Below are 13009 nucleotides of genomic sequence, written 5' to 3' on the forward strand. Positions count from 1 at the left end.
ATTATCTGACTTACTCAAAAGCTTTGTTTTACGTATTTGCAATAGCAGCGAGCTTGTTTTTAATTTATTCATTCATAAATTTAAACCAATACTACAACTTTAAATTAAGGACTAATGGAAAATGATCAAACAAAGTATTATTACAAGTGTGAAAATTGTGGTTACCTGACAGAAATAAAGCATACAAATCATATTTGGTGTTATAACTGCACAGAACAGTTCTCAAATTACTTTAAAAAGTGGCATCAGAATAATAATAAAGATCTAGAAAGCTATCAAAAGGAAATATGCCATGGATTCAATAAATCTGAATTATTAAACAATGTTGAACAATACAATAAAAAGGTTGAGATACAAACGCCTACTAAAGAGCAAATTATGCGTCGAACTTATATTAAGCAAGGTATTTCAGTGGAAGCAGCATATCGCAACCACTGGGACTTTGATAGGATAAAGTATTATGTACTTGGGCTTGTTGCCATTGCAATTGTTGCAATGATAATAAAAATACTGGCTTCCTGATGGCATACCAAATTCAATTTAAATATTGCAGCACAAAAAATAATCATGAATTAAGACTGAGGATTTTGTGGATATAATTCCTAATTGATAATAAACCCTCCTCCCAAAATCAAATTCCCCTGCATAAAAACGGCAGTCTGGCCTTTGGCGATGGCATATTCGGGTTCGGATAAAACAACTTTTAAAATCTGATCATCATCGGTTTTATACAGCCGTCCTTTGGCCAGTTGTTTGCGATAGCGGATTTTTACATCCAGCTCCGTTTCCATCACTTTTTCAAGATCGATAAAATAGAAGTTGGTGATAAAAAATTCAGATTTGTAAAGCTGATCGTGTGGGCCCAGCGTAATATTTTTGGTTGTGGGATCAATTTCAGTGACAAACAGCGGGCCATCAATATTGAGATTAAACCCTCTGCGCTGGCCTACTGTATACAGATGAATGCCGTTATGCGGACCAAGAACTTCTCCTTCCGGCGAAACAAAGTTTCCTTTTAGTGCATTCAGCTTCCCCTCCGGCACATATTTTTCTAAAAACTGCTGGTATCCTTCGCCGGCGAAACATACACTCAGGCTGTCCTTCTTTTTAGCCATGGACGTAAATCCGACTTTGTCCAGGTATTCGCGGACTTTTACTTTAGTGGTCTGTCCCAACGGGAATAAAATCCGGGGCATCCACTCTTTACGTATGCTCCACAAAAAAAAGCTTTGATCCTTATCAGGATCAGCGGCCACAGAAATGACCTGTTGTTCCTGCCAGTTTTCAATCTGCGAATAGTGCCCCGTGCCTACAAACCTGCAATTCAGCCGATCTGCATACTCCAGCAGCAAGGGCCATTTCAGCGTTTTGTTGCACAATGCGCACGGAAAGGGTGTAATACCGTTTATATACTGATCAATAAACGGTTGAATGATGGTTTTGGCAAAGTCTTCCCGCACATCCACTACATCAATGGGAATGCCTGTTTGGATGGCAAGATTTTCAAACACATCAAAAACCGGTTGCAGGTTATCTGATTCGTGATAAAAAACAAAGTGAATGCCGTATACCACATACCCCTGATCTTTTAACATCAGTGCGGTTGCCGTGGAATCCACGCCGCCACTCATGGCCACTAATACGGATGTTGCGTTTGTGTTCAAACCGAAAATTAACGTGTTGATACCACACTGTCGCTGGCACCGAACATCATGAGATAAGCCTTGATGAAATCATCCAGATCGCCATCCATAACAGCCGGAACATTGGATGTTTCATGACCGGTACGCAGGTCCTTCACCATTTTGTAAGGCTGAAACACATACGAACGAATTTGTGATCCCCACTCGTTTTTCTGCTTCGTTCCTTCAATCTTTTCCTGCTCTTCCATGCGCTTGCGAAGTTCAAGTTCGTACAGTTGCGACTTTAAAATTCGCATGGCATTTTCCTTATTGCCCAACTGGGAACGACTCTCTGTATTTTCAATAATGATCCCGGAAGGCGCATGCCGCAAACGGACACCGGTTTCCACCTTGTTCACATTCTGTCCTCCGGCACCACCCGAACGGAAGGTTTCCCATGTAATATCAGCCGGATTAACCTCAATTTCAATGGTATCATCCACCAAAGGCGCTACAAAAACCGAAGTAAACGATGTCATACGTTTGTTCTGCGCATTAAACGGCGACAAGCGAACCAGCCGATGCACACCATTTTCGCCTTTGAGATAACCGTAGGCATAATCGCCTTCCACCTGGAGCGTAACCGATTTAACACCGGTTTCATCACCAGGTACAAAATGTGTTTCAGTAACTTTGTATTTATGACTTTCGCACCAGCGCAGGTACATGCGCAGCAGCATATCAGCCCAATCGTTGGATTCTGTTCCTCCGGCTCCTGCGTTGATTTTAATAATAGTACCCATGCGATCTTCTTCGCGGCGCAGCATATTTTTCAGCTCCAGCGCCTCAATCAGGTTAACTGTTTCAGCATAGTGTTGGTCCACCTCATCTTCGGAAGCTTCCCCTTCTTTCTGAAAATCGTAAAGCACCTGTAAATCTTCAATGGAAGTATTGATGTCGTTGTATCTACCAACCCAGTCTTTCAGATCGTTCAGCTCTTTCATCTGAGCCTCGGCTGATTTAGGGTCATCCCAGAAATCGGGCGCCTGGGTACGCATTTCCTGTTCTTCGAGTTCTATCTGCTTTCGGTCGATGTCAAAGGTACCTCCTCAGAACATCCCGTCGGGATGAGAGTTCTTTGATATTTTCAATTGTAATCATGGTTATTTAAATTTTTACGGCTACAAAAGTAGGAAATCAATTACGATTTACGAATTAATTCGAACCGAGGGTTTCGTTTTAAACGAAGCCCTCGGTTAATTCGTAATTCATCATTCCCCTTTACTGATTATTTAAGGTGTTTGTGCCACTTATAATACACATCCGGAATTTTATTGGCCCGGGCATAATGATAATCATCAATGGTACAGGACACGATCATTTGTTTCACCGCATCAATCTCCAGCCACCAGCGGTTATTCTGCGGGTTATTGTAGAATACCATCTCATGGTCAATATCAGATTGCTGCACCACGAATTTTTTATATGTTGAAATGTCCCTGACCGGATAATCTTTGTAACGCTTATCCAGACCATCCAAAAAATGCCATATGGCCTGGGCTGCAAGTTTTGAGGTCTGGTTATTCAGATCACATTCCGGGTTAGTCTCAAATAACGAAAATAATGAAATCCTGTCGCTGAAACCGGCATAGCGGGCAAGCTGACACAATTCTTCTCCAAACAAACCATTTGGTGATCCGTATTCCACACCCGGTCCGTCTGCCAAACGAACGGCACCCATATCCATAGCTACGATATCCGCATCACGAAAAAGTGGTTCTGTAATATGAATCTGCTTTCTCAACTGTCCCAATCTGATCACATTCTTCGGAAAATTTGTAAAGGGCTTCAAATAGGTCTCGTCGTACAAATAACTTTGATAGCCAACCAAACTGAACGATAACAGGTCCGGATCATTCAGCACCTGATTCAGATAATTCCGATGATCAAAATCCTCCGAATCGTTAGCATCCAGTGTTTGATCCACGGCAACCATGTTGACCTTTCCACATGCCTCTTTCACACCGTTGAAAAGCGGTAGTGCAAAATCGTTGGATCCGCCTAATATAACCGGAATAACCCTGTTTGTTATCAGATAGGCAACCACCTCCTCCAGTGCAAAATAAGCATCTTTTACCGTTTTGCTTTTTATGTTACCCAAATCAGAAACATAAATGTTCTTGAAGCTTCCGCGTAAACCGTACAGTGCCTGTCTGATGGTCTCAGTGCTTTTCGCCGATCCTTTATTAGTGGTCCCGTTAGTATCGTTCGAAATTCCGATGATCGCCACATCATAATCCACCTGTGTAGAAACAACAGATTTTAAAACTTCACCAAGCGACTGACCTTTAGAAAGATGTCCGGATTGTTTTGCAACTTCCACGGGTTCTGTATAATCGTAAATATCCATTTTATAAGGTTCCTGAATTTGTAATCCGGGTCAAAGCCTGATTATATGACTCCATTAAATCTTTCATAATCTCTTTAACCGGCTTAATGTAATTTATCGTTGCCGATACCTGGCCAATTTCCAGTTCGCCCTCTTCCATATCGCCTTCAAAGATTCCTCTTTTTGCCCTTCCCCTTCCTAAAATATCCTTAAGTTCTTCAACTGTTGCGCACCGCAATTCGGCTTCAGCAACCCTGTTGTAAAAGCTGTTTCTAATTAAACGCACCGGGGTAAGCTTTTTTAAAGACAGCATAGTGTCTCCTTCGCTTATAGAGGCGACTTTCTGTTTAAAATTGACGTGTGCAGACGATTCTTCTGAAGCAGCAAACAATGAACCAATCTGCACACCTTCGGCTCCCAGCGCAAAAGCTGCCAGCATACTTTCGCCTGAACCAATTCCTCCTGCAGCAATAAGAGGTAACGATGTAGCCCTTCTTACGGCGGGGATTAGGGTCATGGTTGTTGTTTCGTCCCTTCCGTTATGCCCTCCTGCTTCGAAACCTTCGGCGACAATGGCATCCACTCCGGCAGCTTCGCATTTTTCTGCAAATCGGGTTGCCGAGACCACATGAACCACCGTCACACCAAGATCCTTTAAGTAAGACGTCCATTGTTTGGGATTACCTGCCGAGGTAATAACTATTTTAATCTCCTCATCCTTTATGATCTCCATTATCTTATCCACATTGGGATATAATAAAGGGACATTCACCCCAAACGGTTTATTTGTTGCCGCTTTGGTTTTCAGAATATTTTCTTTTAAAATTTCCGGATACATCGATCCTGCACCCAGTATCCCGAGGCCTCCGTTATTTGCCACTGCCGAAGCCAGTCTCCATCCACTACACCACACCATACCTGCTTGAATAACAGGATATTTAATCTTAAATAACTCCGTAATCCGGTTCCTCATAATTATATTAATTTAATTCAAAAATAGATATTAATTTTTGTACTTTTGGTCAATATATTAAAAACCTGACAAATCACTTTTTTGTTATACAATAACACGTATTGGTTTATTTAGCTGAATGAAAAAAATAACCATATATAAAAACAGTTTGATGGTGCTCATTTTTTGCGCTTTGCAGGTGTGCTTTTCATTTGCTTATGCAAAAAACGACACAACGATTGGTCTTACATTAAGCGGAGGTGGCGCAAAAGGATTTGCACATATCGGAGCGATAAAAGCACTTGAAGAACTGCAGATGCCGGTAGATTACATTAGCGGAACCAGCATTGGATCAATCGTCGGTGGCATGTACGCTATAGGTTATAAACCGGATGAGATGATGAAGCTGATCAATCAACAGGATTGGGAGTTTGTGCTTAGTGATAAGATGATCCGTGATCAGATGCCCTTTTTCGAGAAAGAAGAAATGGACAGGTATATCATCTCACTTCCAATTACAGGAAAGAAAATTGAACTGCCATCCTATTTTGTGGAAGGCCAAAACATAATGCAGTTATTGTCCGATCTGACCGTTGGCTATCATGATGATGTAGATTTCTTAAAATTCCCAATCCCGTTTGTATGTATCGCCACCGATCTGGAAAATGGTGACGAAATTGTATTAAACCATGGATCTCTGCCCCAAAGCATGCGGGCAAGTATGGCTGTTCCGGCTGCTGTCAGTGCAGAATTGATTGATGGGAAACTACTGGTGGATGGAGGTGTAACCAATGTATTTCCTGTAGACAGGGTTAGAGAAATTGGTGCGGATATCGTTATTGGAATAGATATTCAAACGGGTCTTAAAAGTAAAGATGAACTGAATGATGCACGAAATCTTGTCAATCAGCTTGTGGCCATTTTATCGAAGGATTTGTACGAAAAGAATGTAAAGAACTGTGACATTCACATCAAACCTGACTTGACCGGTTATACTATGACGAGCTTTAATAAGCCTGCAGCAGCAGCTATGTATCAGCTTGGTTACGATGCAGTAATGCAGCAAAAGGACAAACTCATTCATTTGCGTGATTCCCTGCATCTGAGTTATAATCCTATCCCAAAATATAATCCTGTAACGGATGACGATGTATTCTTTTTACGAAAAATAACGGTTGAAAACGGAGACGATGAACTGACAAATTACGTAAAGGGGAAACTGGAGCTTCAGGAGGGATCATTTGTTCCTTTTTACCTCATAAAAGAAGGAGTGGAAAAGTTATATGCCACAACCAACTATCAGAAAGTGGATTACAGACTAATTGGCGACAAGGAAAAAACGCTTGTTCTGGACCTTTTGGAAGCCAACAGCAGTTATCTGAACATTGGTCTGCATTACAACGTGGAAAGCCAGGCTTCTCTTCTAATTAACGGGACCCTGAAGAATAAACTTGGTCTGGGTTCATTACTGTCAGTAGATTTGAACCTGTCACGTCTTCCGGGTTTTAAATTCAGGTATACCCTGGATAAAGGTACCATTCCTGGCCTGGAATTCAGGTATGATTTTTCGGGCGCAAGCTTCGACTTGTATAACGGCGGGAACCTGGCCGGATTTGTAAAGGGAAACTACAATAAAGTTCAGCTGAACACACATACAATATTTAACCATACCTTTACCATTGGGGCCGGATTTGAGATGGAAATGTATGATGTAAGTTCCTATTATTACAATGTTCCTGATGGCGAAGATCCTCTGGTATTGAGCGATGAAAATTTTTATAACTATCAGTTCTTTATCAAACTTGACGACAGGGATAGTAAGTATTTCCCGCATGATGGAACTTTTTTGCAAGCCTACGCAAAAGTTGTCACCAGTGATTTTGTATCGTTATACGGGTCGAATCCTTTAATTATAGGGAGCATTAAATATAAATATGCCAACGAAATATTACCAAGATTTACAGTGCTACCGGCATTTTATACACGAATTCTGTATGGTGATAATGTTCCTCCCTACCACTATTCAAGAATAGGTGGTGACGACTGGGTGGAAATTATTGAGAACCAGATTCCGTTCTATGGTATGCGGTTGGCTGAAATACAGACCAATGAAGTTGCTATAGGTAGAATAGAACTTAGATATAACTTATTTAAGACCCATTACTTGCATACTTTTTTTAATTTTGGCGGGATATCGTCAGACTTTAATTTTACAAAAAACGGACGTATGATATGGGGAGGTGGTTTAGGGTATTCAATTAACAGCTTTGGCGGGCCTCTATCATTTACACTCACTACGTCATCAAACAACATGGAATTTATCAGTTATCTGAGTCTTGGGTACTGGTTTTAAAACTAATTATTGTGGGTAAAACATATTTTCAGGATTGGGGAGTAACAGATTATAACGAGGCATGGAAAAAACAGGAAGTGCTTTTCGATTCTATAATGAATGCCAAAAAAGATGTACGGGAAGGTAAAGCTGATCCGGATATTATTGATCATTATGTGGTATTTGTAGAACATCCTCATGTTTATACACTGGGTAAAAGTGGCTCAGAAAATAATTTGCTGATTAATGCTATCCAGCTTCAGGCCAAACATGCCACATTTGTTAACACCAACCGTGGCGGAGACATCACATATCACGGCCCGGGACAAATTGTAGGTTATCCAATTCTCGATCTGGAAGCATTAGGACTTGGTTTAAAACAATACATCCACCTGTTGGAAGATAGCATTATTCTGAGTATTGCGGAATATGGTATTACAGGAAGCCGTCTGGATGGAGCTACAGGTGTCTGGCTGGAACCGGAAACCAAAAACGCCCGTAAAATATGTGCCATCGGTGTAAAAAGCAGTCGCTATGTTACCATGCATGGATTTGCACTTAATATTAATACGCAACTTGAATATTTCAATTATATCAATCCGTGTGGTTTTATCGATAAAGGTGTTACTTCTGTTCAAAAAGAACTTGGAAAAGAAATTGATTTTGAAGATGCCAAACGAATTGTAAAAAAGAATATTGAAAAAGTCTTCGGTTTCAATTTACGCTGAAATTGCTTTCGGAAAATAAAATAAACCGCTGAAAGTAGCATTTAGTCCCACACACAACTATCACAACTATTATGCTTTTCTGTATCAGATAACACAATCCTGTTACAATTTCATTATTATTTAGATTAATTTAATTAAATATTTGATTATTAAATGAATTGACAGTAAGTTTATCATTGCGAATAGGCTTTAATGTCATTCCTATGTCATGAACATGTAACATATTTGTAACATTTATTTCGCTCTTTTGCAGCGGAAAAATCTAAAAGGATTTAATGTTAATATAAAAAATAATCATGGAGACCCTGTTTTTATTTATCGTTATTGTGCTATTTGCTCTGGCAATTTCTGACCTTATTGTAGGAGTAAGTAATGATGCAGTAAACTTTCTTAACTCGGCTGTTGGTTCTAAAGCAGCATCATTTAAAGTAATTATGATCGTTGCCGCTCTCGGCGTTTTTGTCGGAGCAACGTTTTCCAGTGGGATGATGGAAGTTGCCCGTAAAGGTATTTTTCACCCGGAACATTTTTACTTTTCAGAGATCATGTACATGTTTCTTGCAGTAATGTTAACCGACATTATCCTGCTGGACACCTTTAACACGCTGGGACTGCCGACGTCGACAACTGTATCAATTGTATTTGAATTGTTGGGATCAGCCGTTGCCATTTCATTAATTAAAATTAATACAGATCCGAATGCCCTGCATCTGTATGAATACATCAATACCTCAAAAGCACTGGCCATTATATCGGGGATCCTCATATCGGTGGTTGTAGCCTTTACGGTTGGAGCCATTGTTCAGTACCTGTCCCGTTTATGGTTTTCATTTAATTATGAGAAAACCATGAAATATTACGGATCCATTTTTGGAGGTATTGCCATAACATTTATCACATATTTTATACTTATCAAAGGCGCAAAAGAGGTAACATTTATTTCCAGTGAGGCCAAGGACTGGATACATGAGCACGTCTGGACCATAGTTGGTGTTGGGTTTATTGCATGGACTCTGATTATGCAATTGGCAGTATGGATATTCAAGGCCAACATCCTGAAATTTATTGTACTTGTTGGTACATTCGGTTTGGCCATGGCTTTTGCCGGCAACGACCTTGTAAACTTTATTGGTGTTCCGCTGGCCGGATTCCAGTCTTTTAAAGAATTTATTGCCAATCCAGGTGCAGATCCGAATACATTTGGAATGGCTTTCCTGGGAGGAAAAATTAAAACGGATACTTATCTGCTCGTTATTGCAGGTCTTGTAATGGTAGTTACATTGTGGACTTCACGCAAGGCAAGATCAGTTATTAAAACATCTATCGACCTTGCCCGTCAGGATGAAGGGGAAGAACGCTTTGGTTCATCATTACTGGCCCGTTCGGTTGTCAGGTTTTCAGGTAATATCGCAAGTGGAGCATCAGCCATAACACCTGGTGTGTTGAAGCGGTTTGTGCAAAAACGATTTGACAGTACCGAGTACAATGCTAAAATAGCACAAATGGAGGAACCACCTTCATTTGACCTGATCCGTGCTTCTGTGAACCTGGTTGTAGCAAGTATTCTTATTGCATTTGCAACATCATTAAAACTGCCTTTATCTACAACTTATGTTACCTTCATGGTTGCCATGGGTACTTCACTGGCTGACAAAGCGTGGGGAAGAGACAGTGCTGTTTATCGTGTTACCGGGGTATTATCCGTAATTGGTGGCTGGTTTCTTACGGCATTGATTGCATTTACAGTTGCATTTGTCATTGCAAATATTATTTACTGGGGAGGAACCATTGCCATTATTCTCCTTATTGCTCTGGCTATATTCCTTGTGATCAGAACCCAAAAGATTTACAAAAGACGTCAGGCAGAAATTGCGGCTGATACCAAAGAACAAAAATCCAAAGTTGTTTCAGTTGAAAGTTCATTAATCAATTCCTGTTCTACAGAAGTAAATGATGTGATTGACAGAATGGGTGATATTTTCTGTAAAACAATCAATCATGCCAGGGTTGAAGAACGCAAGGGACTGAAAGAACAGCTGGCTGAATCTGAAGCAATAAGTAAGCGGGCTAAAAAGCTGAAAAAGCGCTCGCATGAGAAATTAAAATTGCTGGAGGATACAGGCCTTGAAACCGGACTCTACTATATTCAAATACTTGATTACTTACGTGAAACAGCTCATTCACTGGAATATATTGTAGAGCCAACGTTCACGCACTTCGAAAATATTCACAAACCATTTTCTAATATTCAGCAGCAGGAACTTGCAGAAGTTTGCAAAAACATCAAGAGCTTTTTATATCATGCTTCCAGAATTGTGAAAGATAAGGATTTTGAAAAAATGGATGCACTGTTTAAAGAACAGGTAGCTATTCTTGAAATGCTTAAGCGATTCAACAAGAACCAGATTAAACGTCTCAAAAAAGCTGAGGATGGAACAAGATCCAGTATGTTGTTCATCACTATTCTACAGGAGACTAAGGGGTTACTGCTTAATCTGAATAACCTTATTAAAGCTCAGCGCGACTTTTTATCGCAAAAATAAAAGCAACAACATAATTTAGCAGCCGGAATAATTCCGGCTGCCTTCTTACAGCAGCAACAAACAAAACAACAATGAAGAGAATTTTATTATTGTGCTTTGCAGTCATTGGTATATCTACAATCGGCAGAGCAGAGACTCCTCTGGCAGGAGGTAAAGTTACAGGTAGAATTTTTACCGATGCCTATGTGAATACAATCGGAGATTACAATTCTGCCAGTATGGCATTTGAGGTTACCCGAGCCTATTTCGGTTACAGCAACGAATTTGCTGAAGGTTGGTCAGCATTTGTGCTTCTGGACATTGGTAGTATTAACGACGATTCTGAATACGCACTCATCAGAAGATACACTTACTTCAAAAATGCCGGACTGAAATACAAAAAAAACGGTTGGGAATTGCAACTGGGATTAATTGGAACCTACCAGTTTAAACTTCAGGAGAAACTTTGGGGAAAACGTTACATCCGCAAATCATTTCAGGATGAATTTAAATTTAACTCCTCAGCAGACCTTGGATTTTTCGTAAAGAAATCGCTGAACGATATTTTTGATGTTGATTTTATGATCGCCAACGGCGAAGGTTATAAGGATTTTCAATACGACGATTTCTTACGGTATTCTGCCGGTGTGGTTGCCAAACCTGCAGATTTTCAATTCAGGGCAGGTATCGACCTTGCTCCGAATAATGATAATATAAATACAGTATATACGCTTTACGGAGGTTACAAAGGAGAAAAATTCAAACTGGGAGCAGACTTCACACTCGAACAAAACTACAAAAACCGTGAAGGATACACCCGGCAGGGAGGTTCTGTTTTCGGTGAATTATTTTTGTCAGACAAACTGAGCATTTTTGGCCGTTACGACATGATTTATTCTAACATTCTGGAAGGCGATGAACGTCCGTGGAACCTGAGCAAAGACGGGAGTGCCCTGGTAGGAGGACTGGAATACAGTGTAAACAAACACATGAGAGCATCGTTAAATTACCAGGACTGGATGCCTTATGCTAAAAACCTGGACTACGCTTCAGCCATTTATCTGAATCTCGAAATTAACTTTTAAATCAGGCCAGCATGAAAAATACATTTTTATATCTAATGGCTGTCCTGATGGTCTTATCTTCCTGCCGGAAAAGTGATTATGAACTAACGGAGGATGAACTTCAGGTAGTTGCAGCCAATGCAGGTGGTGTAGGAACAACAACATGGACAAGTGACAAGGAATATTTGCTGGACGGATTTGTGTTTGTAAATCCGGGTCAGACCCTGATAATTGAAAAAGGAACTGTGATAAGGGCAAAGACCGGACAAGGGGTGAATGCCAGTGCCCTGATTGTTGCCCGTGGTGGTAAAATATTTGCCCAGGGGACAAAAGAAGAACCCATTATATTCACGTGTGACGGTGATGACCTGCAGGGTTCAATCGATGTATATACCCGCGGTTTATGGGGAGGGGTTATCATTCTTGGTAATGCACCGGTAAACACTACTTCTGGTGAAGCATACATTGAAGGGATACCATTATCAGAACCCCGTGGCGTATATGGTGGAGACAACGAAGCCGACAATTCCGGGATTCTTGAATATGTCTCTATTCGTCACGGAGGTACAGATATCGGTACAGATAACGAAATTAATGGCCTGACATTGGGTGGCGTAGGTAAAGGAACAAAAATCAGTCATATTGAAATCATATCAAATAAAGATGACGGGATAGAACTTTTTGGGGGATCCGTAAACCTGAAAAATATTGCCGTGGCATTTTGCGGTGACGATGCATTTGACTTCGATCTGGGTTATCACGGCAGATGCCAGTTTTTGCTGGCCATCCAGGGGGAACAGGTTGGTGATTGTCTGGCTGAACACGATGGTGGAGTAACCCCTGAAGACGGGATTCCTTACACCATACCGCAAATTTATAATGCCACATTTATAGGAAGCGGACAATCGCTTATCCATAATCTGATCACATTTCAGGATAACGGTGGTGGTGTCTATTCCAATTCCATTTTTGTGAACCAGGATCTTGGGATCACCGTGGAATATGTAGGAGATGCTTCGAGCTACGAAAGACTGGAGACAGGTGATCTGGCATTTAAGAAAAACATATTTTATAACGTGGCCGACAACACATTTGAATCCCTTGGGGAAGTTGTGGATCAGTCATTCAATGAAATCCCTGATAAGAGCGATGTGTTTATTCTGGATATTATCTCCGAAGGGAACGAAATTGAGAATTATGGTATTGGTTACAGCGGATCATCGTTCAAGGTAACCTCTGATTCTCTTCCGGAAACAAACATGGACTCCTATTCCTCCGATTGGTACGACTGGGTGGATTATAAAGGCGCTTTCGGACCGGAAGATAACTGGATAGAAGGATGGACTCTGCTGTCCCAGGAAGGGTTGGCAGAGTAGTTTGATTATACATTTTGTTGAAAG

Annotated in this window: 10 protein-coding genes; 6 read left to right on the forward strand and 4 right to left on the reverse strand. The window is 40.7% G+C overall.

The window, feature by feature from the left end:
- Nucleotides 1-114 precede the first annotated feature (114 nt).
- Nucleotides 115-522, forward strand: a complete 408-nt coding sequence (locus ACE1ET_RS07560) for a hypothetical protein (RefSeq protein ID WP_375727772.1) — start codon at nucleotides 115-117, stop codon at nucleotides 520-522.
- Nucleotides 523-602: 80 nt separating this feature from the next.
- Here ACE1ET_RS07560 and mnmA read toward each other — a convergent pair whose 3' ends face one another.
- The 4 genes from mnmA to ACE1ET_RS07580 form a co-directional block, all read right to left on the reverse strand.
- Nucleotides 603-1664 carry a tRNA 2-thiouridine(34) synthase MnmA gene (mnmA, locus tag ACE1ET_RS07565; protein WP_375727773.1) on the reverse strand — a complete coding sequence of 354 codons (1062 nt, stop codon included), beginning with the start codon at nucleotides 1662-1664 and terminating at the stop codon, nucleotides 603-605.
- Between the two features lie 8 nt (nucleotides 1665-1672).
- A protein-coding gene (gene prfB, locus ACE1ET_RS07570) for a peptide chain release factor 2 (RefSeq protein ID WP_375727774.1) occupies nucleotides 1673-2783 on the reverse strand; the annotation gives its coding sequence in 2 pieces (ribosomal slippage) (nucleotides 1673-2719 and nucleotides 2721-2783; 1110 coding nt in all).
- 127 nt (nucleotides 2784-2910) lie between these two features.
- Nucleotides 2911-4032, reverse strand: coding sequence for an arginase family protein (locus tag ACE1ET_RS07575; RefSeq protein ID WP_375727775.1), 1122 nt, complete (start codon nucleotides 4030-4032; stop codon nucleotides 2911-2913).
- Between the two features lies 1 nt (nucleotide 4033).
- Nucleotides 4034-4984: an NAD(P)H-dependent flavin oxidoreductase gene (locus ACE1ET_RS07580; protein ID WP_375727776.1), complete on the reverse strand. Its 951-nt coding sequence runs from the start codon at nucleotides 4982-4984 to the stop codon at nucleotides 4034-4036.
- A gap of 118 nt (nucleotides 4985-5102) precedes the next feature.
- Here ACE1ET_RS07580 and ACE1ET_RS07585 point away from each other — a divergent pair, with 118 nt between their 5' ends.
- The 5 genes from ACE1ET_RS07585 to ACE1ET_RS07605 all read left to right on the forward strand — a co-directional run bounded on the left by ACE1ET_RS07585 (nucleotide 5103) and on the right by ACE1ET_RS07605 (nucleotide 12985).
- Nucleotides 5103-7316, forward strand: coding sequence for a patatin-like phospholipase family protein (locus ACE1ET_RS07585; protein ID WP_375727777.1), 2214 nt, complete (start codon nucleotides 5103-5105; stop codon nucleotides 7314-7316).
- Nucleotides 7317-7327: 11 nt separating this feature from the next.
- Entirely contained in the window at nucleotides 7328-8023 is a 696-nt protein-coding gene (gene lipB, locus ACE1ET_RS07590) for a lipoyl(octanoyl) transferase LipB (protein WP_375727778.1), read from the forward strand.
- A 296-nt stretch (nucleotides 8024-8319) separates the two neighbouring features.
- A complete protein-coding gene (locus tag ACE1ET_RS07595) occupies nucleotides 8320-10566 on the forward strand; it encodes an inorganic phosphate transporter (RefSeq protein WP_375727779.1) in 2247 nt (748 codons plus the stop codon).
- 71 nt (nucleotides 10567-10637) lie between these two features.
- Nucleotides 10638-11630 carry a hypothetical protein gene (locus tag ACE1ET_RS07600; RefSeq protein WP_375727780.1) on the forward strand — a complete coding sequence of 331 codons (993 nt, stop codon included), beginning with the start codon at nucleotides 10638-10640 and terminating at the stop codon, nucleotides 11628-11630.
- An 11-nt stretch (nucleotides 11631-11641) separates the two neighbouring features.
- Nucleotides 11642-12985: a hypothetical protein gene (locus ACE1ET_RS07605; RefSeq protein WP_375727781.1), complete on the forward strand. Its 1344-nt coding sequence runs from the start codon at nucleotides 11642-11644 to the stop codon at nucleotides 12983-12985.
- Nucleotides 12986-13009 lie beyond the last annotated feature (24 nt).

This window comes from Quyinboa mangrovi (assembly GCF_042219825.1).
Lineage (GTDB): Bacteria > Bacteroidota > Bacteroidia > Bacteroidales > UBA5342 > JBHJHP01.

Excerpts from the sequence above, each read along its gene's own strand:
- ACE1ET_RS07560 (WP_375727772.1), top strand. The coding sequence starts at position 115 with ATGGAAAATGATCAAACAAAGTATTATTACAAGTGTGAAAATTGTGGT.
- ACE1ET_RS07575 (WP_375727775.1), bottom strand. The coding sequence starts at position 4,032 with ATGGATATTTACGATTATACAGAACCCGTGGAAGTTGCAAAACAATCC.
- ACE1ET_RS07580 (WP_375727776.1), bottom strand. The coding sequence starts at position 4,984 with ATGAGGAACCGGATTACGGAGTTATTTAAGATTAAATATCCTGTTATT.
- ACE1ET_RS07585 (WP_375727777.1), top strand. The coding sequence starts at position 5,103 with ATGAAAAAAATAACCATATATAAAAACAGTTTGATGGTGCTCATTTTT.
- ACE1ET_RS07595 (WP_375727779.1), top strand. The coding sequence starts at position 8,320 with ATGGAGACCCTGTTTTTATTTATCGTTATTGTGCTATTTGCTCTGGCA.
- ACE1ET_RS07600 (WP_375727780.1), top strand. The coding sequence starts at position 10,638 with ATGAAGAGAATTTTATTATTGTGCTTTGCAGTCATTGGTATATCTACA.
- ACE1ET_RS07605 (WP_375727781.1), top strand. The coding sequence starts at position 11,642 with ATGAAAAATACATTTTTATATCTAATGGCTGTCCTGATGGTCTTATCT.